We start from the raw sequence: 23,308 nt of genomic DNA, 5'->3' as shown, positions 1-23,308 counted from the left end.
AGGTTGAACTCGTAACCGTGAGATGAGCTGGAGATATTACGCCTGCTGTACTTACAACCAGTGCACTGCTTGCAGGAGAAACCTCTGTAATGTTATTGCCGTCTTTTCTGATACTGAGCACGGTAACGGTGTAGTCTGATCCAAGGTTCAGCTTGTCTGCTTTAAACTGCGTATTCGCTGTATATCCTGTAAATATGGCGTTCACGAATACTTCATAGCCAGCAGCCCCTTGGACAGCATCCCATTTGATTTCAAAGGATTGTTTGTCCGCGCTGAGCTTTGTTACATTTTGAGGAGCAGCTAGTGCGTTTTCATTCACCTTCCCGTCAATCGGAAGATCACTGATCAACTGCGTTGTAAGTGTTTTGTTGCGGTCACCGCTAATGTCCCAAGTCATAACGCCAGCCAAATCCAACGTTTTGACAAGCGAAGTGCTATACATCATTGTTGTTTGGTCATTATAAGTAATAAACATTCCGGTTTCATTATTGTAAACATAAGCGACCTTTGAATGCTCGTTCCAGTAACGGGTATATCCGTTTTGGTCTATCATATTGTTCTCAACCTCGGCAAAATCGAACTTACCGCTCTCCCATGATCCATAAGGAATGGATGTGCAGTTTTGATATTCACCGTTTGCGGAACAACCCTTCCAGCCTATTCCATAATAAGGAACACCCATGTTTAGTTTAAAAGCCGGAACGCCGCCGTTCAAATGACCAAGCAAGGCGCCTCTAACATTGTTGCGCTTCGCAGAGGCTCTTACATTATTAGGGTCTTGATAGAGAGGCGAATTATGGAAAGCCCGCAGTTCCCAGCTTCCGCTATAGTCATAGCTCATAATGTTGATCATATCTAGGTATTGAACAGAATTTACGAAGTCAGCATTGACTACGAAATCATCTCCTTGACCGGATGCGATGGTGAGCAAATAATATTTGCCATCGATGGAGCCGGCTGCATCAAGCGCTGCACGAACGGTTTGCATGAGAAGAGTGAAGTTTTGTTTATCCTCTGGACGATTGATATTATCCGATTCTCCGCCCTCAACCGGATATTCCCAGTCGATATCGAGTCCATCCATCTTATACGTACGCAAATATTTAACGACGGAATTCGCAAACGTACGACGTGTGACCTCAGATGCAGCCATGTCGGAGAAATGATTGGAGAATGTCCAGCCGCCTACGGAAGCCATCAGCTTCAGCTCAGGGTTATTATTTTTAATTTTGTTAAAAGCAGCAATCTGCTCAATATCGACCTTCTGGTCTCCAAGCACAAGCTCTCCGTCGAAAACATAATTCTCTTGCAGCGGAATGTCTTTATTTTGGCAAGCTACACCGTTTGAACCAACTTTACGCCAGCATATATCGGAGAAGGCGTAGTTGAGATGTGTAAGCTGTGAAACATCGATGTCTTCTGGAAAGTATTGACGATTATTGTCATAGGAAAACCAGCTGCCGTAATAGGTGAAATTAGTGTAGTCCGCACCTGGAATCGTCGTTGCTGCGCTGCTGGCAGCTGATTTCCATAGCGCATTTTTGGCTGCAACTGTAAAGCTGTAGGATTTGCCTTCTGTTAAACCCTCAGCAACATACCGATTGGAATCGCTGGAGCCGATAAGCTTGCCTGCTTCATAGATGTCGTAGCTCGTTGCGCCAGGGGTCGGTGCCCAGCCTAGAGAAGCAGTTGTGCGGTTGGCTGTAATGACTTGAAGATCGAGCGGCGCCGCAAGCTCGCCCCATTTGATTTCTAAAGGTGGGCCGTTAACCGGATCTTTGCCGGAAGCGCCATTTTGCGCGCCAACCATAAATTTGTAGATGCTGCCTGCTGTAAGTCCACCTTCTGGGAACGTATAGATGAATGTGTCGGAGCCATTCCATATTCCGCCTTTCCATCCACCGTTAACATAGAAGTCATAGCCGTTGGCATCAGGACTGCCTGTCCATTTGAACGTAATATTGGATGATGTAATATCGCTTACCTTTAAATATTGAGGAGGCGTTAATGGCGGTTCTTTATATTCACTTGTATCCTTTGGCGTAGTGAAAGTAATCGAATTGCTCTTCTGTTTATCTGTTAGATTAGCATATTGAGTACCGTTCGGACCTAAGAAGAAGGTATATTTGGTTTCTTCCTTTAATCCGCCAATCGTACTGCCTCCTACTTGTGTGAAGCCGGAATAAGGATCTTTGTTAAGAGGAGGATTGTCCGGATTCCAAACCCAGTAATCATCTAGCTTATGCGCAGGATCAAAGGTAACGGTTACCGTATTATGTGTAACATTCACAATACTTAGGTTGCTAGGTCCTGGATTGCCAGTCGGCTCATTGGAAGGCTCGCCGGCAAGTGTCGTAAATTCAACGTAGTTGCTTCGCAACACCCGCGTGTAAGGTCTCTTGTACCAAGTGGTATACAGCTTGTACGTCGTATTAGGCTGCAAGTTTTGCAGCTCCACACTGCCGCCTTTCCCTGTAGCTAAATAGTTGTTTATATCTTCTTTTGTTGGATTAGCAGGGTCTGGAGTTACGTAGTACCATACATCAACGTCAGCTTGCTCTGGATGAACATCCCATTTAAGCTGTGCACTCGTCGCAGTGATGGAATCGGTTACAACAGTTAGGTTTTGAGGGACGGGAGGGGCTGCCTCATAGACAGCATCCGTTACGGCTCGAGCAGCTTCGTTCAATGCTGGCAACGCTGCTTCATTCCCATAAGCTGTTGYTGTGTCAAGGAAAGGAGAAACGAGAAGTGCGAGACACATAAACATAATGACAAACTTCATTCCTTTTTTTCTTGCAAAAATATTCACCATATCACCTCTAATTTTCATAGTCGAACATTGCAGCATTAGCATTCATGTGCAAGTCTGGGTGTGGTTGTTTTCTCAATGTGTTACGGAGTATTTTGGGCGGGTTCTTGCTTTTCCGAGACCGAATTTGGCAGTCACAATCACCAACTGTCACGGAATTAAAAGGGGATAATTTGGTATCACCTCCTGCAAAACTTGCATTTATTTTGTATAACTATTCCTAGCATGAGACGTTGATTTCATGAAAGGAAGGGGTAAATTACGATGATAAAAGGGGAATATTTTACAAAAATATAATAAAAATGGGATATTCCGCACAGGAAATAGAGGTTTAACTCGATCTTTAAAAACAACATCGAGTTAAACCCATAGCATGCTAGAAAAAAGCATTTTGAACGGTCATTGTTGTAGTTGTGATAAAATGAAAGGGATTCAGAAATAACCTAATAGAAATGATGGTCGCTATGAAAATCGAATTTGAAAATCATATCATTGAGTTTAATGTTGAATATGCCAATAGAAAAAAGATATATATCCAAATGGACTCATTGGGATTCATAACCGTGAAGGCTCCCAATGGAACAACGGAAGAGAATGTCATGCGGGCCGTGGAGCAGCATGGTAAACAGCTCACTCAGAGATTGCAGCAGATCGCGAAGGTTCGAGATACCCCTAAGACAAAAGAATATCAAGAGCAAGGAAAATTCCTTCACCTTGGAAAAGAGTACTTTCTTCATGAATTGATCGACACAGCTGATCTGAGTGAAGAGGAGTTAAAAATCAATCTTAAAAAGTTTTATTTTGCAAGCTGTAAGAAAATCATTGGAGAACGAATCAAACGATATCAAGAGCAGCTGAAAGTAAAACATAAAAGCTTCGAAATCGAAGAGTCAAGAACGAAGTGGGGAAGCTGCAGCTCAAGTAAAAAATTAACCTTTAATTATCGACTGGCGATGGCTCCGCTTGAGGTAATCGATTATGTCGTCATCCATGAGCTTTGCCATCTGACGCATATGAATCATGATCGTTCCTTCTGGAGACGAGTGGGCAGCATTATGCCGGATTACAAAGAGAAGGAAGAGTTTCTAGCAAGGCATGGTCAAGCTATGACACTGTAATCATGATAACTGGCCTCCTGTCAAAAGGAGGTTTTTTGCTGTATCTCTATTATATCGTCTATTTTTCAAATGGTTATGTTTACTTCTTATACATACTAATGATTTTTATCACTAATCGAGGGAAATCATGAACATTAGATGCAGCGTGCTTTATTTCTGTTCTAGCCTTGCTGGCTCCGCAGGTAATTTTCGTATTCAACGGTAAACTCGAGTGCTTGCTCAAAGTCTGGAGACAGGAGAGAAAGTGCCGCTATTACATCTGCTTTCGATGTGACGCTTAATGCAATGATTTGAGGTTGGCGAGGAATACGGAATAACGTATGATCGTGAAATGTGATGGTGACGATGGTCCCTATCGCCTCGTCATTGGAGGAATAAACCGTGCTCCACATCCAACGCTGCTGGTCGGTTTCCTCCGCATTTCCCCATTCCCGCGACAGGTCGAAATGGCCTGGAAGTTTGGGTTCGAGATGGAAACCGGATTCTTTAAATTGCCTATGAACAGGAAGGAACAACAGATTGAGAAATGTTCCATAAGCAGCATCTCCTGCCTCGTTGTAAGCTTTTTGCAAAATATCTTGATGGTTTAGAAGGATGGTTTCCCAGCTTTCATTCATATGATTTGTAATATAGCTTCCAATCGCAGCAATGGTACTTTCGTCACTTTCCTCAAGAAATGCTTGTAATGGATTTGTATGCTTCATACGTTATCCCCTTTCAATTTTCTCCGATTTTTGGAGTTGCATTTCAATCTTACAACATTCATGCAAATGAAAAGGTTTGACGTATTTTTCTTAGAAGCAACGGGTCTTCAATGAACAAAACCTTATCATGTAGGTTTAATCTTCAAAAAATATAGCAAGACGATAAATGAAGTTGAAATGGAAAATGCGAAACATAATGTGCTTAAAAACTCAATAAACAGGGTACATTCATACAAAGACGAATTCAGGGAGGTAGTACCCATGAGCAAGAAAAAACTATTGATAACTGCAATTGGAGCTGGCGTCACTTATTTAATGAAAAACAAGGATGCGCGAGATAAGCTTGTCCATACGCTGCAAAATTTCAGGAAAAAGAATCGTTAATGGAATAATCGATATTGGGCTCGGCAAATCAGCCTAGATGACAATTGGAAAAGAGAACGACTAGTTGGCTTCGATCATTTATGGTAAGATGTCTAAGACTAATAAACGATACAAAATCAATCAATAGGAGAAGCAGGGTACAAGATGATACCCTGCTTCTTTTTGTTTGGAAACGTTATATGCTTTGAGTAGCAAAAAGGGGATTGAAAATGCCTACTATTATTGCGAAACCATTTGATCAAGAAATGCAGAACCTGTTAAGCGATATACACTCCGCCTATCACGCAGGGGAGCTTAGCCAAAAGGACAAATCAGAGCTTCCGGAAAACATTTACGTCATCGAGGCTGAGGACGAGATGGTTGGATACGGAGTCGTTTGGGAGTACGATAACGCCAAGCAGCTGATTCAGAAAGCAGAACAAGATTATTTTAGCGATGATGAGAAGTATTTGGAGCGGGACTTTTATATTGAGATTAAAAACAAAAAGAACTTTGTATTTATAGAAGCACTTGATGTTTTAAAGGAATTTGAAGGCAAGGGTTACGCTGCTACCTTTATTCAATGGGTTAAAGCAAAATATCCGAATAAAAAGATGTATGTATATACGTTGGATAAAACAAGGAACTTTTGGTATAAGCAAGGCTTTGAGCCTTTGGGAAATACCGTTTGGATGACTTTTAATTAAAGGTTGAAAAATGGGCATAGGCTACTGTCTCAAGGGTAGAGGTTTATGTCGATTATATCGTTTTATTATGCTATACTTACTTGTTATGTCTTAAAGGAACGGTTTTTGGAAATGCTATTCGATTATAAAAGCAGCATGATTGAGAATATAAKGCTTCAAATGAAGGAGAAAAGATGACTTTTAATGATCTAAATTTTAGCCCTGCAATACTGAAGGCGCTAACCAAGGAAAACTACACTAAGCCTACGCCTATTCAGGAGCAGGCCATTCCCGTCGTACTAGCGGGCAAAGATTTGTTTGGCTGCGCTCAGACAGGGACAGGGAAAACGGCTGCATTCGCATTACCCATCATTCAGTTATTAAGCGGCCAACCCACTAAACCGGGGGCACAGCGACGTATTCGCTCATTGATTTTGACACCTACAAGAGAGCTTGCCCTCCAGATAGAAGAAAACATGCGTGCGTACGGACAATTTACCGACCTGCGCAGTGTAGCTATCGTGGGCGGCGTTTCACAGAAGGTTCAGGAGCGTGCACTTCGACAAGGCGCTGATGTTATTATTGCCACTCCAGGCAGACTTATCGATCTTATTAATCAAAAGTTTGTTGATTTGCAATATGTACAAATATTAGTGCTTGATGAAGCAGATCGAATGCTCGATATGGGCTTTATTCACGACGTGAAGAGAATCATCGCCAAAATGCCAAGAAAAAAGCAAACACTCTTTTTCTCGGCTACGATGCCTCCAGAAATTTCGAAGCTTGTCAAAACGCTGCTTGTTAATCCGGCGAAAGTGGAAATAACTCCAGCTTCCTCAACAGTGGATCGAATAGAGCAATCTGTCTATTTTGTAGATAAAGGTAATAAACAAGATTTATTGAATGACCTGCTGCAGGATAAATCCATCGCTTCGGCGCTTGTATTTACTCGGACGAAGCATGGTGCAGATCGCGTAGTGCGCGGACTGACTAAAGTGAATATTTCTGCACAGGCTATTCATGGAAACAAGTCTCAAAATGCCCGCCAAAATGCGTTAACTAATTTTAGAAGCGGTGCAACTCGAGTACTGGTTGCCACAGATATTGCGGCGAGAGGTATCGATATTGACGAGCTTTCGCATGTCATTAATTTCAACCTTCCTAATATTTCAGAAACGTATGTTCATCGCATTGGCCGTACAGGCAGAGCTGGATTAAGTGGAATCGCCATCTCTTTTTGCGAAGTGGATGAAATTCCTTATTTGAAGGATATTGAGAAAATGATTCGCAAAACTATACCTGTAGTAACTGAACGTCCTGATGGGGTTCTGATCAGTTAAGCAACGAAGAAAGCCGAAATATAATAAATTGACCTAGGGGTGATCGTCTGAGAAAGCAAAAGCCAATGTCATTCGAAGATTTGTTGAAGGAATTGCAAGGACAGAAGTCGATTCAGGAAGATCCAAATCATGTTTCATTTGATGATTTGTTTAAAGAATCGTTTATGAGCAAGCATTCCAGCTTTACAAGCTTTAGCGCGTTTCTTGAGAAGGGCAACTTTCAAGTAGAAACAAGAGAAGATGTTCAGAACATTCCGGATGAGCTATTTGATCGTCACGTTGCAAGAGAAACGGATTTTGCCAATTGGCAGTCTATGCTCGATACAGCAACTTCGGAATACAGCGGCAAGTAGAACAGTAGAAGTGCCAGCATTGCGTCAATTATAGGCAAGTAGAAGCTTGAGCCCATCGCGGCTTGAGCTTTTTTTTGTTTATTTTGAGGTTAATTTCACATTGTAATGAGCCATTCACGCTCTGTTCATATTCCAAACGTAAACTTCAGCTATCAAGAGAAGGAATGGAGATGGTTGAACATGTTTCTAGCGCTGCGCGAATTGAAATATGCGAAAGGCAGATATTTTCTAATTGGATTAATAATGGTTCTGGTCGCATGGTTAACCTTTATGGTTTCAGGATTAGCCAATGGGCTTTCATCAGATAATGCATCCATTCTAAAAAATATGGACGCCGATTATTTCGTGCTTCAGACGGATTCCGAGCATAAGCTGACACGGTCCGCACTAGGTACCGAGAAGCTGGAGGAGGTCAGGCAATTAGAAGGACTCTCACAATCCGAACCGCTTGGGCAAACGATGCTTTCGGTATATCGGAATGATTCCAAGAAGAAGATAGATATTGCTTTGTTTGGTATCGAGCCAAGTGGAAAGGTAATGCCTAGTATTACTGAAGGGAAAAGCATGGGGGCGAGCAATGAAGTGGTCGTTGACTCCTCGTTAAAAGAACAAGGCGTGCAAATTGGCGATACGCTAGGTGATCAAGAGCTCGGCATTGAATGGAAGGTCGTCGGTTTTGCCACTAATCAGAAGTTCAGTCATACGCCGGTTGCATTTATGGATATCCAAAATTTTAATAAGCTGATGCAAGCATCCTTTGGTAAACAAACAGCTTCCTATAACGCTATTGTCATTCATACAGATAATCTAAACAAAGAATCATTGCAAAAAAGTGTAGCAGATACGGAGGTTATTACAAAAAAAGAAGCGGTACAGGGCATTCCGGGCTTTAAAGAAGAGCAAGGCTCCCTGACGATGATGATCGCTTTCTTAATTGTTATTGCCGCTTTCATACAAGCTGTTTTCTTCTATGTCATTACACTGCAGAAAATTAGCCAATTTGGAGTGTTGAAGGCAATCGGAGCAAAGACGTCCTATCTGGCAGCAAATTTAGTGGGTCAAGTATTGCTTTTGGCTATTGTGGCTGTTGCAATAAGTATCGGACTTACTTTTGGCGTAAGTGCGATTTTGCCAGAGAGCATGCCTTTTGAGTTAGGTGTAAATATATTGTCTCAATATTCCGGTTTACTTATTCTAGTCTCGATTATCGGTGCGTTGCTGTCCTTAAATCGGATTGCAAAAGTTGATGCGATTGAAGCGATTGGGAGGGTTGAATAATGAAGGAAAAACTTATTCTTGAGCATGTAAATAAAGTGTATGGCGAAGGTGAAACGGCTGTTACGGCGCTGCAAAAGGTTTCTTTAAGCGTAAAAGCAGGTGAGTTTGTCGCTGTTGTTGGACCATCGGGTTCGGGCAAAAGTACTTTTCTTTCCATAGCGGGGGCRCTGCTCTCACCGTCAAGTGGACGGATCTTAATTAATGAGAAGGATGTTACGAATTTATCCTCAAGCGAGTTAAGTGAAGTTAGAGTCAAAAATCTTGGTTTTATTTTTCAAGCATCCAATCTTGTTCCTTATTTAAGAGTAATAGATCAACTGCTGCTCGTATCGAAGCTAGCAGGTACTGATGGAAAAGAAGCGCTTGTGAAAGCTAAAGCGCTTCTTGAGAAAGTAGGACTGCTGCATCGGATGAATTATTATCCGGAGAAGCTATCCGGCGGAGAACGCCAACGGGTTGCCATTGCTAGGGCATTCATGAATGATCCCGGTGTTATTCTAGCCGATGAGCCGACAGCCAGCCTCGATTCTAAACGGGGTAGAGCGGTAGTGGAGCTCATGGCTACTGAGGTTAAGCAAAGGGGCAAGGCGGCTGTTATGGTCACCCATGACGAGCGTGTATTGGATTTATGTGACCGGATCGTAACGATTAAGGACGGTATGCTTTTTGAGCAAAATGATCATGCTGCTGCGAGCAATAGGCCAGATGCAGTCGCACATAGGTGAATGAAGGTTGATTAAGCAGTGTTCTCTTGCACGTCTTGCATCAAGCTTAGATGGGATGTCTCTGAAGGTCTATGACCTTTAGGGACATCCTTTTTTTTCTGAAATTCCCCATGAGGAAGACGGAGTGTGAGTTCATTGGCAGCAGCTGTTTTGGGGAAATGCGTTTCAGTTCATACTTTGCATGTTTAATAAAGTAAGACCCTGCTGCAGCTAATATTGGATATGCATGTAGTCAGGTTGAGAGTTCATACAGAAGGAGATGAGACGATGGGCAAATGGAAAACATCACGGGTTTGGCGCAGTATTGGTTTGCTATTGCTCATGCTTTGCTGCATGACGTTAATCGTATCTGCTTCTAATCCGAATACCCCTGAAGGTTTTTTAATTATCGCACATCGCGGGGCTTCTGGTGATGCTCCTGAGAATACGATGGCCGCCTTCGAGCAAGCGGAGCGTCTAGGTACTGATTTTATCGAATTTGATGTACAGCTGAGCAAAGACGGTGAACTAGTAGTCATTCACGATGATACGGTGGATAGAACGACGCAATGTACAGGCGCTGTGGACGATTATACATTAAATGAACTTGAAAATATGGATGCCAAGCATGATGAAAAAACAGACGAAACGGATGAGAAGATCGTTTCATTCGAAGAAGTTATGCACCGTTTTGCTGGAAAGCTAGGCATGCTCATCGAGATTAAAGAATCAAAACTTTATCCTGGCGTGGAAGAGAAGGTGGCTGAGGTCGTACGTCGTTATGAGCTTTTGCTCCAAGTTAATGGCTTAGAGGAGGGCCGAAATTTTACAGCGGTTGAACATGTGAAAAATAGCGTGGGTATCATTATTCAATCCTATAACTTTCAATCGACCCGTCTAATTCACTCCCTGCTGCCGGACATCCCAATTGCTGCGCTTATTCAGGAGGATCAGCATCCTCTGTCAGAGAAGACGCTGGATGAACTTGTTTCTTTCGCGGATTACATTCATTACAATCATGAATTGCTTGACGAGAAGATCGTAGAGCAAATTCATCATCGCAACCGGAAGGTCATGGCGTGGACGATACAGTCTGAGCAAGATATGATACGGATGAAAAAGCTCGGAGTGGATGGGGTTATTACCGATTTTCCGGGGTAAGGAATATACGAGAAACTCTACTTCCTTCTATACAAAATTATTCAATCAAATACAAATGTTGCCATAATGTGAGGTTTGATGAATAATAGGGGGAGAAGGGTGGGATGGTCATGAAAATGGCTTTTACTGTCGATGTAGAGGATTGGTTTTGCAGTCCGAACCTGTCTCTTTCCGAATGGGCTGACTGCGAATTAAGGCTTGAGCAGCCCGTTCATCAAATATTGGACCTTCTGGACGAATATGAGGCGACGGGCACTTTTTTTGTCCTAGGCTGGATCGCTGAGAAAAGGCCTGATTTGGTGAAAGAAATATATCGAAGAGGTCATGAAATTGCATCACACGGCTATTCCCATCGTCTCGTTTATAATCAATCAAAACTAGAATTTAAAGCGGATATTAGGCTGTCAAAAGATATTTTAGAGCATTTGATCGGTTCAAAGGTGAGTGGGTATCGTGCCCCCTGTTTTTCTATGACAGATTGGGGACTTGATATTTTAATAGAAGAAGGATTCGCTTACGATTCTAGTATTAGTCCGAATACACCAAATAACCTATATTCCAAGTTTAATTTGTCCTCGAAAGTTGCGCATTCTTTTAAAATAAAAGATCATCTTTGGGAAGTGCCGTTGCCTGCTTTTCGCTTAGGCGGCGTTAATATTCCATGGGGCGGCGGAGGGTATTTTCGAATTTATCCTTATCGTTTTTTTTATAGCGGAGCACGAAAAATTATAGGCGATAAAGATTATTTCGTTTATTATATCCATCCCTATGATTTAGACTACGATCAACCGCAAATTTTTAACACCTCTTGGTCAAATGGCATTCGAAGATACTACGGATTAAGGGATACATACGCAAAAATAAAACAATTATTGTCGGATTTCAACTGTATGTCCATAAGTAAATATGATCCTCAAATCGGGGGGATACATTAGCGTGACCATGAAAACGGAGATTCTGTCTAACCGGCGTTTATTGGATGGTGTCGCTTATTTATTTTGCAGAGAAATGGGGATTAGAAGGGTAAAGATACAGAAACCATCGGCAGAAGAAGTGAATATGCTCCTTATGAACGGCATTGTATCCGAAGATCTTAAGCTTGTGGAAAAATCATTTGGTTACGCTTGTTATGAATATTACAGGCAGCTTTATGATCCCGATTCCTTTGACCACCTTCTTATCGCAGAGGCCAAAAATCGAAAGAAAATGCTGGACTTGTGCTGCGGGGGAGGGGCTACCGTATTCTCTTTACTTCAGAACGAGCCGGATATTATATATGGAATCGACTCGGATGCGCACCAGATCGGTCTTCTAGAAGCACTGCTCCACAGAAGTGAAGCTTCTAACAAAGTAGTCACAACAGTAGCAGATGCGCACCATATCCCGCTTGCAAACCATTCAGTTGATTTTGTCGTTTGTAGAGTAGCGCTGCAATATCTTCATGTGGAGCAGGTGCTGCAGGAGGTTTTTCGTGTATTGTCCCCGCGAGGAAGGGTGTTTTTTCTCGTACATGGTTCGGGATATATTTTGGATTATTTATTTGCGCGAAGAGCTATATTGAATAAAAAAAGTTTGAAATTTGCAATACATAAGTTTTTTCATTTAAGCAGTAAGGCTAAGGAGTTTAACCGCGCGCAAGCGAATTTTTTGACCGCAAAGGATTTGAAAGAGAAGCTGGCTGCTGCAGGATTTCGAGACATGAAGGTGCACACCCATAAAGAATGGATGAAAATGGGGGTGTTTCCAGTTTATTTTGCGGTAACGGCTGAGAACTAAATATAGTCTGCTCAAAGACAACAGTAACCCAAGGTAAGTAGACTTGGGTTATTGCTGCTTGACTATGTACTTTGTTTGCCACTCTCGTGTCAAAGCACATATTAAATACTGCGTACGCTGTCTCTAATCATAAGTTCTGTACCCAGCATGACATGGTGAATGATTTCTTTACCTTCGAGCATTTCAATAAGAATTTGCGCCGCTTGGGAGCCTAACTCGTATTTATGCTGGTGAACGGTAGTAAGCGCGGGTGTGCAATAAGCCGTCAAATCAATGTTGTCGAAGCCGATGATCGATATATCATCAGGTACCTTTTTCCCCATATCCTTAACGCCCTGCAAAGCCCCGAGAGCCATTAAGTCGCTTGAGCAAAATATAGCAGTCACTTCAGGACGGCTGGACAATAGTTGGCGTGCGGCCTCTCTTCCGCCATGCTCGGAAAATGAACCATTCAGCACAAGTGTTTCATCAAAGGGAACACTGCTGCTTTGCAGTGCTTGACGGTAGCCCTCTAGCCTAAGCAGGCTTACAGCTGCTTGCTCATGGCCGTTTATCATGGCGATATGGCGATGTCCCGATTCGAGCAGATGGTTGGTTGCCGCAAGAGCACCCGTTGTATTATCCGAAGTAACGTATCCAACGTTAGGACCTTGGAGAGTGATATCAATAAGGACGCATGGAATATCAGACGATACGATTTCCTCCAAATAAGGATCGTCTAATCGAATACCCATGATGATAACCCCGTCTACGCCTCGTTCCTGGCATAATGTTTTATATGATTTTACCTTTTGTTTCTGAGGTGTTGTACTGAATAGGACAAGGTCATAATCGAGTTCGCCTGAACGGTCATTTATTCCGCAAAGGACTTCGAAAGCGATATTGTCTTTGGAGCTGTCTCTTGTAACATTGGAGAGAAGGAGGCCAAGTGTCTTTGTTTTTTTCGATATGAGCGACCTTGCAGCCATATTAGGGCTATAACCGAGCTGGTCTGCTATAGTCTTAATTTTGAGCCGAGTGCCCTCGTTAACGTCGTCATAGCCGTTCAAGGCACGCGATACTGTAGTAACAGATACACTAGCAGCTTTAGCTATATCTTTAATCGTAACCATACAATACCTCCGAAATGTTGAAAACATGTAATGTATTATGATAAAAATTAAAAAATAAATTGACTCTTGTAAATGCTTTCATCATGATCTATAATTCGATTATAACTTATCCGAAACGTTTTGGAAAGTTAGATTGCTTCGTCGAAAATGAGTAAGCATATTTTTTTGCCTCTTTTCCGAAACGTTTCGGATAAACGAATGTTTGTTTGATTTAAGGGAATAAAAAAGCTATTACAAGAAGAAATGAGGGAAACACTTGGATTATCGAGTCATCAAAGAAAACGATCTATTCCTCATGACGGACCGGAATGGAGATATTCCGGAAGGTGATGTTTCAGGTCAGGGTCTTTACACAAAAGATACCCGGTTCATAAGCAGGATGGAAATCCGAATCAACGGTCAGAAGCCGATACTGCTGTCTTCAGCAGCGGATGAGAATTATATTTCTACGATTCGCCTTACCAATCCACATATGGAAGAGAAGGGCGAGCTTATCTTGTGGCGTGAGTCCGTAGAAATTGAACGTACACGCTTCATTTATGATGGAGCATTGTATGAGACGTTCAAGCTCACCAGCTATTATCCTAAAGCCATTAAATTTGATTTCTCCGTGTTATTGGATGCGGATTTTGCAGATATGTTTGTCGTTCGCGGCTTTCAGCACGGCGATTTGGGAAGAAAGACGGCAGAGAAAAGCGGCCAACGGGAAAGAGTAATTGGCTATCTTGGAGCTGACGATGTACGCCGTGAAACGAAGATTAAATGGGATACAAATGAAAGTCGCATAGGCGAGACAGGCGAGCTCCATTTCGATGTGGAACTGAACCATCGGGAAAGCCATGCAATCGCTTTCTATTTTGCGCCAATCATTGACGGCAATGAGCCGCAGCAGCACGATCCGGCGGAAGCGATGGTTAAGCTTAGACAATCGTATGCGGATTGGAATGGTTCATCCACATCCATCCAAACGGATGTACCGCTATTTAACAAGCTGCATCATCGCGGAGTGCAAGACTTAAGAGTTCTGCTTACGGATATCGGATATGGAGCATTCCCAGTGGCAGGCTTGCCTTGGTTCTCGGTGCCATTTGGCCGTGATAGTTTAATTACTGCGCTGCAGATGTTATCCTTAAACCCGCAAATTGCTAAGGGAACGCTGCTCACGATGGCCGCTTATCAAGGCCAGAATGAAGATGAGTGGCGCGATGAGCAGCCAGGTAAAGTGATGCATGAAATTCGGTATGGCGAACTAGCAAGCACAAATCAGGTTCCATTTACGCCGTATTACGGCACGATTGATGCGACGCCGCTATTCCTTCTATTAGCTGCCGAGTATTATCACTGGACCGGAGATGCTCAGTTTGTTAAAGAGCTAATGCCTCATCTTAATGCAGCACTCGCTTGGGTGAAGGAATATGGTGACTGCGACGATGATTCCTTTGTGGAGTACTATCAGAAATCTTCTAAAGGGATTGCCAATCAGGGGTGGAAAGATTCTGCGGATTCCGTTGTTCACCGCAACGGCGATTATGCAGAGGCTCCAATCGCGCTCGTCGAGGTTCAAGGTTATGTTTACCAAGCGCTTACAAGGCTTGCCCCTATATTCAAGAGCTTAGGCCACGAGGAACAAGCCGCTGGCATGGAGCAAGATGCAGAACAGCTTAGAGTTCGCTTTGAGCGCGACTTCTGGATGGAGGATGAGCAGTTTTACGCGATTGCGCTTGATAAGGATAAGAAGCGCGTAGATTCCGTCACTTCGAATTCAGGACATATTCTAATGTCGGGCATTGCTTCTCCTGAGCGTGCAAGTGCTGTTGCGAAAAGACTGGTTGCTCCTGACATGTTCGGTGGTTACGGCATTCGTACGATGAGTACGGGAGCAGCCGGCTACAACCCGATGAGCTACCATGACGGAAGCATATGGCCGCATGACAACTCCGTTTGTTTGCTTGGTCTTAGCTATTTAGGCTTCCAAGAAGAAGCGATTACCGTCATGCAAGGACTATTGGATGCAGCAGCAAAGTTTGAGTATTACAGATTGCCTGAGCTGTTCTGCGGGTATGATGATTCGCTCGGTGCGCCAGTTCCTTACCCCGTTGCTTGCTCTCCGCAGGCATGGGCAGCAGGGACGCCGCTCACATTTGTGCAAGCCTTGCTTGGGCTTCAGCCTAACGCTCTAACGAAGCAGATTACAATTAAGCCATCTTTGCTTCAAGGGATGAACGAGCTTCTGGTAGAGCAAATGCAAATTGGCAGCGGTGCTCTAAGCCTGCGCGTCACTCGCGGTATCAATGGCCCAGAGGTGGAAATACTGTCTAATCTGACAGGATATGAGCTTCTCATTTCATAGGTTTCACGCTTTATGCTTTATATACAAAGTTCATATTACTAAGGAGGTTGTATGTAAGATGAAGAAAACAGGGGTTTCAATTTTATCTTTAATGCTGGTAGTTGTTCTTATGTTAACGGCTTGTGGCAAGGGCAATGAAGGCAACAAAAACACAGGTAATACAGCAACGAACGGCGGTACAGAACAAGAGGCGACAAAAGAGCCAGCCGCTGAGAAGGTAACCGTTACACTTGCAGGTTGGGGAGCAAGTCCAGAAGAGCAGGATTTGCTAAACCAAACGTTGAAGGAATTTGAAGCAAAATATCCAAATGTAAAGGTTAATTATGAAGTAATTGCCGATCAATACATGGATGTTATCAAAACAAGACTTATTGGCGGTGAAGGCCCAGACGTCTTCTACCTGGATGCATTCGAAGCACCTGCACTCATTGAGCGTAATGTTCTAGAGCCGCTTGATAGCTATGTGACACCAGAATTTGATGTTGCAGACTTTGAACAGCCGATGGTTGACGCTTTCAAACAAGATGGCGTTTCCTACGGTTTCCCTAAAGATTTCTCTACGCTTGCAATGTTCTACAACAAAAAAGACTTTGCAGAAGCAGGAATTACTGCTCCCCCAACAACTTGGGATGAGCTGAAAGAAGCTGCAGTTAAGCTTACTAAAAAAGAAGGCGACAAAACGGTTCGCTTCGGCTTTGGTGTTGCGCCTGAGCTTGCACGTCAAATGTTCATGATTCAAGCATTCGGCGGCAAAGTTGCAGATGAGAATGGCAATGCTGCATTCGCGGCTCCAGATGCTCTTAAAGGTTTGCAGCTTGTAACGGATATGCACAATGTAGACAAATCATCCGGCGAGCCAAAAGAAGTAGGCGCTGGCTGGGGTGGCGAAATGTTCGGTCAAGGCAAAGCTTCCATCGTATTCGAAGGAAACTGGGCAATTCCATTCTTGGAATCCAACTACAAGGATCTAGATTACGGCACAGCTGAGCTTCCAACTGTAAATGGCAAACAAGGCACTATGGCTTTCACTGTTGCTTATGTAATGAACAAGGAATCGAAGAAAAAAGAAGCAGCTTGGCAGTTGATCTCCTTCTTGACTGGTAAAGAAGGAATGAAAACGTGGACGAGCAAAGGTTTCGCGCTTCCAACTCGTAAATCGGTATCACAAGAGCTTGGCTACGATAAAGATGAGCTTCGCAGTGCAATTGTAGCAGGCGCTTCTTATGCAACGCCTTGGCAAGCAGGCTCCACACTTCCTACAATCATGAGCAACTTCAACAACCAATTCGTTGATACATTTATGGGTAATTCGAAGCTTGAAGATGCAATGAAGAAAGCAGAAACGGTTGCGAATAAGGAAATCGCAGCAGCGAAGTAAGCGAGGTGAAGGAGGGAGAGCGCAAGACGCTCCCTCCTTCAATCTCTGATTTTGATATGAAAGGAGAAGGTGCAGCATGACCCATGTCTCTTCATGGAGAAAAAAGCTGAAAAATAACGTAACCGGCTATCTGTTCCTGCTTCCAACCATTCTAGTTCTTGGTACTTTTTTGTTCTTGCCTGTATTCTATTCCCTTTATTTATCGGGACATAAGGTGAATCTGCTTGGCGAAGTAAGTTACAAATGGGTAGGATTTAAAAACTTCACGCGTATGGCAGGCGATGAAAGAGCCTGGATAGCGCTTAAGAACACGGCATCCTTTGCTTTGTTTGTTGTGCCGCTGCAAACGGTGTTTGCTATTTTACTAGCTGTTATTTTGAATGCTAAGCTCAAATTCAAAAACTTCTTCCGTATCGTATTTTTTATGCCGACCATTACTTCGTCGGCGGTACTATCACTTATATTTATGTGGATATACAATTCAAACGGTCTTTTGAACCGAGTGCTTGAATTTATCGGTTTGCATGGATACAACTGGCTTGGAGATCCTGCGGTCGCCATGAAGGCGATCATGCTTATGAATATATGGTCTACCGCTCCATTCTTTATGGTTGTTTTCTTGGCTGCATTACAAGACATTCCTGATGCGCTGTACGAGTCAGCTATGCTTGACGGAGCAGGAGGCTGGAGGAGATTTATTTCCATCACGCTGCCGCTAATTAAGCCTGCGACCTTCTTTACGGTCGTTATGGGTATTATCGGTACCTTCCAACTTTTCGACCAATCTTATATTTTCTCAGCAGGTTCAGGCGGACCGAATAACTCGACCTTGACCGTAGCTCTGCTTATTTATCAATATGCTTTCAAAAATCTCGACTTCGGCTATGCCTCTGCGCTCGCTGTCATGCTGGCTGCTGTCATTATGATCGTGACGCTGATACAGCGTAAGCTATTTGCCGAAGAAAAGCTGAACTAGGAGGGCGACTAGATGGTATTTCAACAATCCAAATGGGGAAAGGCGATTCTTTATTTCCTGTTATTCTCATACGGCTGCATCACTGTTGCTCCCTTTCTATGGGCGCTTTCCTCTTCGTTTAAGCCGCTCAGTGAGATTGTTTCCGGGGGCATCAACTTTATTCCGAAAGAATTCACCTTGCAGAACTATTATGATATTTTCGTGAAAGAGCCGCTTTTCCTCAGGTGGATGTACAACAGTGCCTTGATTGCAGTTGTTGCGACGGTTTGCAATACGCTGTTCAACTCAATGGCGGGTTATGCACTTGCACGTATTGAATTTGCCGGCAACAAAATCATGTTCATCCTTATCCTAGCGGTGCAGATGATTCCAGGCCAACTGACGATCGTACCCGCTTACTTAATTATGAAGCAGCTCGATTTGTTGAACACCTATGCCGCACTGACTTTGCCGATGATGGCGAATGCGACGTTTATCTTTATGATGCGGCAATTTTTCCTCAGCTTCCCGAAAGAGCTTGAGGAGGCAGCGGAGATGGACGGGCTTAATCGGTTCGGCGTGTTTTTCCGAATTGCATTGCCGCTTGCGATACCTGCATTAGCAGCTCAAACGATCTTCGTTTTCATGGGTGCATGGAACGAGTTCCTGAAGCCGCTCATGTTCATGTCCGATAAGTCGATGTTTACTTTAACGCTCGGTCTGAATACGTTCAAAGGGCAGTACATTAGCCACTGGAACTACATTATGGCTGCATCGATGGTATTTACGCTTCCAGCGCTGCTGATTTATGCGTTCTTCAATCGATTCTTTATTAAAGGAATTACGTTTACCGGCGGTAAATAACATAGTAACCAAACGGGGCTGTCCTGAGGTCATTTAGACCTCTTGGGACAGCCCCGTTTTTAATTGATTCACATATGCATAGTGAGACATAGTGTGCTCAGTGGGCAGGCTGTGAGCGATAATAAGGCTAATTTCTAGACCTATTTTTGTGATGAAGGCTGATTGGGCGAAAATAGGACTAGATTGTAGATCTATTTTAGTCCGAAAAGGATACAAAGAGGCGATTGGCAGCTCACGAGCGAAAATAAGCCTATTTTCTAGCTCTATTTTTACTAAGCGGGCTGATTGGGCGAAAATAAGACTAGATTGTAGCTCTATTTTTGTCTGAAATGGATACTATGGGGAAATTGGCAGGTTTTGAGCGGTAATAAGCCTATTTTTTAGTCCTATTTTTGCGAAGAGGGCTGTTTTGATGAAAATAGGACTAGAATGTAGATCTAAATTTGTTTGAGTCGAGTATGGGGTCATTTGGCAGAAGAGACTAAGTGTTTACGCACATTCTCGAAATGATAATGCTTGCTGTGCAGGGCAAGCCAGCTCGTCATTATGGATGTCTATAGTCGAATTTATCGTGAGGAACGTCAAGGCTATGACCATTAATGGTTACGGTATCGTTATCGCTCCAAGTGATGACCGCTTGATCCTCGTGAGCGCTCCAATAAATGTTTTTGGTTTTATGATTGCGTTTATTGAATACCAATTCACCGCGAATCACCAAAGGAGTAGTCGCTCCTCCATTTGTAAGGTACGCTTTTAAACTGTAAGTCCCATCAGGGGAAGCTGCCTCTATAAGAAATTTCCCCTTCGGCAGTCTGCCCATGTCATAGAAGAGCCAATAAACACCAGCACCAATAGTTAAGGCGAAGAATGTGCAGATAGAAATAAATATGATGAGCAGCTTTTTTAAAATTTTCTTTTTCTCGCTCGCCGCTTGAACATCAATATCTTCATCGAACAACGGTATCATTTACTGGAAAATTTGGATAACATTAGAATATCACAAGTTACACTCCGGAGAAACCGAATGCGAATCATAACAACAATTAGATATAAACGATGCCCTGCCGAATAAAACAAAAAAAGCAGCCCAATCGGGCTGCTTTTAGTTTTATTAATCGGAGCTGGGAAGCAGCAAGAGCTTATTCCTTAACCGCACCAATGACAATCCCTTTTACAAAGTAACGCTGCAAGAAAGGATAAACCAACAGAATCGGTAATGCGCCGATAAAGATTTGCGATGCGCTAATGGTTCTTTGCGACATATTGGCAACCATTTGCGGATCAAGCTTAGTCATATCCTTTTGAACGATAATCGTTTGCATGAAGCTTGCAAGAGGCAGCTTCTCGGCATCCTTCATATAGATGATACCGTCGAAATAGGAATTCCAATGTCCGACCATAATAAACAAGGAAACCGTTGCAATCGCAGGCAAGGAGATCGGCAAATAAATCATGAAGAAAGTGCGCAGCTGGCCGGCTCCATCAATAAAAGCAGCTTCTTCCAGATCCTTAGGAACAGTACGGAAGAAGTTTAGCAAAAGAATAACGTTATAAACGCCGACTGTACCTGGTAGGATAAGCGCCCATAAAGTATTCATTAGTCCGAGCTTAAGGATGAGGAGGTAGCTTGGAATAAGTCCGCCTGCAAATAGCATCGTTACGACAAAATACCAAAGATAAACGTTGCGAGCGCGGAAGATATGAGAATCTTTGGACAGCGCATAAGCAGCAAGTGTACTAACTAGCATAGCAAGCGCCGTACCAAGGATAGTCCGCTGTGTCGACACCCACAAGGAAGTTAGGAAATTGCTATTGTTGAACGTCTTGGCATAGGCTTCTAATGTGAAACCGATCGGCCAAAAAGTGACCAATCCCGCGTTGGCGGGAGCGGACGCACTCATGGAAACCATGAGAAGGTGATATAGCGGCAGCAAGCATAATATGGAAAGAAGAATCAAAAACACGTTGTTAAATATGCTGAAAATACGGTATGGCAGTGTTTTATGGTGCATACGTTGTCACCCTTTCTAGAAGATTCGGTAACCGGCAAATTTATAAGCAAGACGATAAGAAATTACGATTAGAATCAAGCTGATCCCTGATTTAAACAGGCTAACTGCTGTTGCAAAGCTGAATTGACCGCTGAGTAGACCTTCACGATAGACAAAGGTGTCAATGATATCACCCTGCTGATAAATCAAAGGACTGTACAAGTTGAACACTTGGTCGAAGTTTGCATTTAGTACGTTACCAAGCGCCAAGGTTGCAACTACAATCGCAATTGGAATGAGAGATGGAATCGTAATATGCGTCGTTTGCTTGATACGGCCTGCACCGTCAACTTCAGCAGCTTCATAAAGTGCTGGATTAATACCGGCAAGCGCTGCAAGGAAGATAATCGTATTGAATCCAAATTCCTTCCACACATCACTAAAAATAATGGTGAAGCGGAACCAGGCGCCATCGCCCAAAAAGAAAATCGGCTTAATGCCGAATACATTGCTAATAAATTGATTAATAATTCCTGTCTGTGCGAGCATATCGATCAAAATTCCGGATAGCGTGACCCAGGAAAGGAAATGCGGCAGATAGACGAGCGTTTGGATGGATCTTTTGAGCCCCATGTTCCTGACTTCATTCAGAAGCAAAGCAAAAATGAACGGAATGATTAAGTTCAGCACGATTTTGGAGCAAGCAAAAAATAGGGTGTTCCACGTAATTTGCAAGAAATAATCATTTTGAAACATGTATTCAAAATGCTTCAAGCCTACCCATGGAGAGCCCATCATTCCAAGTGAAGCTTTATAGTCTTGAAATGCCATCATAATACCTGTCATCGGTATATAGGAGAAGATGAAAACCGAAAGTACCGCCGGCAGCACCATGAAATGCAGCATCCAAGGTTGTTTATATTTGTGTTTTGTTTTTGCTCGTGGTGTGGTCTCCAAAGTCACTTGCTTTTCTGTGTTTGCTTCCATAGCTATCCCCCGTTCCATAAAATTGGTTTGTGTATAATAAGAAACCCTGCTATATATAGTAACAAGCATTTCTCTTACTGGACTATAGGATAATGTTAGGATTGATATGGTTTTGTTAGGGGATATCGTCTGGAGGAATGAATGATGGAGATTAGTAACGGTCTTGCTTTTGTCAAAAGAAAGATGGGTGCTCGGTTTAGTCTGTTTTCTAAAATGAATGGGTTGATCTTAATTTTGTTCATCCCCATTGTGATCATGTATACGTATTCAAACGACGTGGCCTTTAACGTTGTCAGCAAGGAGCTTAAGCTATCGAACACGAGACAGTTGTCCTTTTTGTCCAGTCAAATTGACTCGCGGATTAATCAGATGGTCGATTTCTCCAATACATTCTCGAAAGATCCGAATGTGCAGAGATTTAATGGGCTTAAAATATGGGAAGATCGTTATGACCGCATGCAGACTAGGTTTATCGTTCAAGAGAAGATGGCACTGCAATCAGGCGTCATTAACATATGGCCAGTCAGATACACCGTATACTCGCAACAAAACAAAGAGTTGATATCAAATTACAACAATCCTGCTGAGTACGATGAGGAATTTTTAAAGCGAAACATGAGCGGGAAATGGACCTATGGCAATGGCGAAGCTAAGGCCGATAATGAGCCCAGTTACTTTCATTGGTTTTATACCGAATCATATGGCCAGCAAGGTAAACTGAATGGAAGCAATCTGGTCATTGAAGCGAGCTTCAGTTATGAAAATATCCAAAACATGCTGGACACCTATAAATCAGGCGGACAGGGTGATCCGATTTTTTATCATAAAGGTGACGCTCCGATTACGAACCGCAGTGCGGATCAACAGCTTTCAGGAGAGTTGGTTTCCTACTTGGACGAGCAGTCGCTGGAAGACACAACACAGCAGGTAGTGAAGCTGCATGGTGAGAACTATTTGGTGAGCTCGGTTAAATCCACTTATTTGGGCTGGCATTTGGTTGACGTTGTTCCGCTCGATCAAATATTGAAGCCGATATCGATCACTCGCAATTTGTTTTATGTTTCGATGATTTTGTTATTTGTTGTGGGCATATCTGCTTCCATCCTGCTTTACCGTAATGTGCAGCGGCCGATCAGGCAATTGATTAAAGGTTTGCAAAGCGTACAGCGGGGGGATTTCTCGTTTCGGATCAGCTCAAGCGTAAATAATGAATTTTCATTTTTATTTTACCGTTTTAACGATATGTCACGACAAATCCAAGATTTAATTGAAAATGTACTGAATGAAAAAATTCGGTCAAGGGAAGCGACATTGAAGCAATTACAGGCTCAAATTAATCCGCATTTTCTATATAACTGTTTGGGCTATATAATTAA

21 protein-coding genes are annotated in these 23,308 nt (G+C 43.0%); 15 read left to right on the top strand and 6 right to left on the bottom strand.

From position 1 onward, the window contains the following. Positions 1–2,815: glycosyl hydrolase family 18 protein (locus AC1DSE_RS11960; protein WP_477527708.1), on the bottom strand; the 2,815-nt coding region annotated here is incomplete at its 3' end. Between the two features lie 461 nt (positions 2,816–3,276). On the opposite strand from AC1DSE_RS11960, the gene AC1DSE_RS11955 reads away from it, so the two are divergent. Continuing rightward, positions 3,277–3,930 carry a M48 family metallopeptidase gene (locus AC1DSE_RS11955; protein ID WP_430060975.1) on the top strand — a complete coding sequence of 218 codons (654 nt, stop codon included), beginning with the start codon at positions 3,277–3,279 and terminating at the stop codon, positions 3,928–3,930. Positions 3,931–4,091: 161 nt separating this feature from the next. On the opposite strand, the gene AC1DSE_RS11950 is transcribed toward AC1DSE_RS11955, so the two are convergent. Then, positions 4,092–4,634, bottom strand: coding sequence for a DUF6022 family protein (locus tag AC1DSE_RS11950; protein WP_441884161.1), 543 nt, complete (start codon positions 4,632–4,634; stop codon positions 4,092–4,094). Positions 4,635–4,895: 261 nt separating this feature from the next. Here AC1DSE_RS11950 and AC1DSE_RS11945 point away from each other — a divergent pair, with 261 nt between their 5' ends. From AC1DSE_RS11945 to AC1DSE_RS11905, 9 genes are all read left to right on the top strand, one after another. Further along, on the top strand, positions 4,896–5,018 hold the full coding sequence (locus AC1DSE_RS11945) for a hypothetical protein (RefSeq protein ID WP_256711082.1): 123 nt from the start codon (positions 4,896–4,898) through the stop codon (positions 5,016–5,018). 209 nt (positions 5,019–5,227) lie between these two features. Further along, on the top strand, positions 5,228–5,704 hold the full coding sequence (locus tag AC1DSE_RS11940; RefSeq protein WP_441884164.1) for a GNAT family N-acetyltransferase: 477 nt from the start codon (positions 5,228–5,230) through the stop codon (positions 5,702–5,704). A gap of 173 nt (positions 5,705–5,877) precedes the next feature. Continuing rightward, a complete protein-coding gene (locus AC1DSE_RS11935; RefSeq protein ID WP_477510485.1) occupies positions 5,878–7,023 on the top strand; it encodes a DEAD/DEAH box helicase in 1,146 nt (381 codons plus the stop codon). Positions 7,024–7,088: 65 nt separating this feature from the next. Continuing rightward, positions 7,089–7,376: a hypothetical protein gene (locus AC1DSE_RS11930; protein ID WP_076271489.1), complete on the top strand. Its 288-nt coding sequence runs from the start codon at positions 7,089–7,091 to the stop codon at positions 7,374–7,376. 105 nt (positions 7,377–7,481) lie between these two features. Next, a complete protein-coding gene (locus tag AC1DSE_RS11925) occupies positions 7,482–8,654 on the top strand; it encodes an ABC transporter permease (protein WP_477510486.1) in 1,173 nt (390 codons plus the stop codon). Then, positions 8,654–9,379 carry an ABC transporter ATP-binding protein gene (locus AC1DSE_RS11920; protein ID WP_477510487.1) on the top strand — a complete coding sequence of 242 codons (726 nt, stop codon included), beginning with the start codon at positions 8,654–8,656 and terminating at the stop codon, positions 9,377–9,379. The genes AC1DSE_RS11925 and AC1DSE_RS11920 overlap by 1 nt, the downstream gene beginning before the upstream one ends. A 267-nt stretch (positions 9,380–9,646) precedes the next feature. Beyond that, entirely contained in the window at positions 9,647–10,519 is an 873-nt protein-coding gene (locus AC1DSE_RS11915; protein ID WP_477510488.1) for a glycerophosphodiester phosphodiesterase, read from the top strand. Positions 10,520–10,623: 104 nt separating this feature from the next. Next, positions 10,624–11,454 (top strand): polysaccharide deacetylase family protein, encoded by an 831-nt coding sequence (locus AC1DSE_RS11910; RefSeq protein ID WP_477527707.1) that lies wholly within the window; start codon positions 10,624–10,626, stop codon positions 11,452–11,454. A gap of 7 nt (positions 11,455–11,461) precedes the next feature. Next, the gene (locus AC1DSE_RS11905) at positions 11,462–12,295 is read left to right on the top strand and encodes a class I SAM-dependent methyltransferase (RefSeq protein ID WP_477510500.1); all 834 of its coding nucleotides are present in this window, start codon (positions 11,462–11,464) and stop codon (positions 12,293–12,295) included. A 101-nt stretch (positions 12,296–12,396) separates the two neighbouring features. Here the strand turns inward: AC1DSE_RS11905 and AC1DSE_RS11900 are convergent, their stop codons facing one another. Further along, on the bottom strand, positions 12,397–13,407 hold the full coding sequence (locus AC1DSE_RS11900; protein ID WP_477510490.1) for a LacI family DNA-binding transcriptional regulator: 1,011 nt from the start codon (positions 13,405–13,407) through the stop codon (positions 12,397–12,399). 256 nt (positions 13,408–13,663) lie between these two features. On the opposite strand from AC1DSE_RS11900, the gene AC1DSE_RS11895 reads away from it, so the two are divergent. From AC1DSE_RS11895 to AC1DSE_RS11880, 4 genes are all read left to right on the top strand, one after another. After that, positions 13,664–15,757: an amylo-alpha-1,6-glucosidase gene (locus AC1DSE_RS11895; RefSeq protein WP_477510491.1), complete on the top strand. Its 2,094-nt coding sequence runs from the start codon at positions 13,664–13,666 to the stop codon at positions 15,755–15,757. A gap of 58 nt (positions 15,758–15,815) precedes the next feature. After that, positions 15,816–17,135, top strand: coding sequence for an ABC transporter substrate-binding protein (locus tag AC1DSE_RS11890; RefSeq protein WP_477510492.1), 1,320 nt, complete (start codon positions 15,816–15,818; stop codon positions 17,133–17,135). A gap of 76 nt (positions 17,136–17,211) precedes the next feature. Beyond that, entirely contained in the window at positions 17,212–18,111 is a 900-nt protein-coding gene (locus AC1DSE_RS11885) for a carbohydrate ABC transporter permease (protein WP_441884191.1), read from the top strand. A gap of 12 nt (positions 18,112–18,123) precedes the next feature. Beyond that, complete coding sequence (locus tag AC1DSE_RS11880; protein ID WP_076271479.1) at positions 18,124–18,954, top strand: carbohydrate ABC transporter permease; 831 nt, start codon at positions 18,124–18,126, stop codon at positions 18,952–18,954. Between the two features lie 544 nt (positions 18,955–19,498). Here AC1DSE_RS11880 and AC1DSE_RS11875 read toward each other — a convergent pair. From AC1DSE_RS11875 to AC1DSE_RS11865, 3 genes are all read right to left on the bottom strand, one after another. Continuing rightward, positions 19,499–19,912 carry a DUF5412 domain-containing protein gene (locus AC1DSE_RS11875; protein WP_477510493.1) on the bottom strand — a complete coding sequence of 138 codons (414 nt, stop codon included), beginning with the start codon at positions 19,910–19,912 and terminating at the stop codon, positions 19,499–19,501. 181 nt (positions 19,913–20,093) lie between these two features. Beyond that, a complete protein-coding gene (locus tag AC1DSE_RS11870) occupies positions 20,094–20,966 on the bottom strand; it encodes a carbohydrate ABC transporter permease (RefSeq protein ID WP_339207057.1) in 873 nt (290 codons plus the stop codon). A 15-nt stretch (positions 20,967–20,981) separates the two neighbouring features. Then, positions 20,982–21,932, bottom strand: a complete 951-nt coding sequence (locus AC1DSE_RS11865; protein WP_339207058.1) for an ABC transporter permease — start codon at positions 21,930–21,932, stop codon at positions 20,982–20,984. Positions 21,933–22,073: 141 nt separating this feature from the next. Between AC1DSE_RS11865 and AC1DSE_RS11860 the strand changes: the two genes are divergently transcribed. Beyond that, positions 22,074–23,308: cache domain-containing sensor histidine kinase (locus AC1DSE_RS11860; RefSeq protein WP_477527706.1), on the top strand; the 1,235-nt coding region annotated here is incomplete at its 3' end.

It is taken from the genome of Paenibacillus sp. 01L418, from assembly GCF_056400045.1.
Note: the sequence above shows the minus strand (reverse complement) of the source record. Positions and strands in the feature narration are given on the sequence as shown.

What these genes read in the sequence shown, in the direction of transcription:
- AC1DSE_RS11955 (WP_430060975.1), top strand. Translation starts at nt 3,277, where the DNA reads ATGAAAATCGAATTTGAAAATCATATCATTGAGTTTAATGTTGAATAT.
- AC1DSE_RS11950 (WP_441884161.1), bottom strand. Translation starts at nt 4,634, where the DNA reads ATGAAGCATACAAATCCATTACAAGCATTTCTTGAGGAAAGTGACGAA.
- AC1DSE_RS11945 (WP_256711082.1), top strand. Translation starts at nt 4,896, where the DNA reads ATGAGCAAGAAAAAACTATTGATAACTGCAATTGGAGCTGGCGTCACT.
- AC1DSE_RS11940 (WP_441884164.1), top strand. Translation starts at nt 5,228, where the DNA reads ATGCCTACTATTATTGCGAAACCATTTGATCAAGAAATGCAGAACCTG.
- AC1DSE_RS11935 (WP_477510485.1), top strand. Translation starts at nt 5,878, where the DNA reads ATGACTTTTAATGATCTAAATTTTAGCCCTGCAATACTGAAGGCGCTA.
- AC1DSE_RS11930 (WP_076271489.1), top strand. Translation starts at nt 7,089, where the DNA reads ATGTCATTCGAAGATTTGTTGAAGGAATTGCAAGGACAGAAGTCGATT.
- AC1DSE_RS11925 (WP_477510486.1), top strand. Translation starts at nt 7,482, where the DNA reads ATGAGCCATTCACGCTCTGTTCATATTCCAAACGTAAACTTCAGCTAT.
- AC1DSE_RS11915 (WP_477510488.1), top strand. Translation starts at nt 9,647, where the DNA reads ATGGGCAAATGGAAAACATCACGGGTTTGGCGCAGTATTGGTTTGCTA.
- AC1DSE_RS11910 (WP_477527707.1), top strand. Translation starts at nt 10,624, where the DNA reads ATGGTCATGAAAATGGCTTTTACTGTCGATGTAGAGGATTGGTTTTGC.
- AC1DSE_RS11905 (WP_477510500.1), top strand. Translation starts at nt 11,462, where the DNA reads ATGAAAACGGAGATTCTGTCTAACCGGCGTTTATTGGATGGTGTCGCT.
- AC1DSE_RS11900 (WP_477510490.1), bottom strand. Translation starts at nt 13,407, where the DNA reads ATGGTTACGATTAAAGATATAGCTAAAGCTGCTAGTGTATCTGTTACT.
- AC1DSE_RS11890 (WP_477510492.1), top strand. Translation starts at nt 15,816, where the DNA reads ATGAAGAAAACAGGGGTTTCAATTTTATCTTTAATGCTGGTAGTTGTT.
- AC1DSE_RS11885 (WP_441884191.1), top strand. Translation starts at nt 17,212, where the DNA reads ATGACCCATGTCTCTTCATGGAGAAAAAAGCTGAAAAATAACGTAACC.
- AC1DSE_RS11880 (WP_076271479.1), top strand. Translation starts at nt 18,124, where the DNA reads ATGGTATTTCAACAATCCAAATGGGGAAAGGCGATTCTTTATTTCCTG.
- AC1DSE_RS11870 (WP_339207057.1), bottom strand. Translation starts at nt 20,966, where the DNA reads ATGCACCATAAAACACTGCCATACCGTATTTTCAGCATATTTAACAAC.
- AC1DSE_RS11865 (WP_339207058.1), bottom strand. Translation starts at nt 21,932, where the DNA reads ATGGAAGCAAACACAGAAAAGCAAGTGACTTTGGAGACCACACCACGA.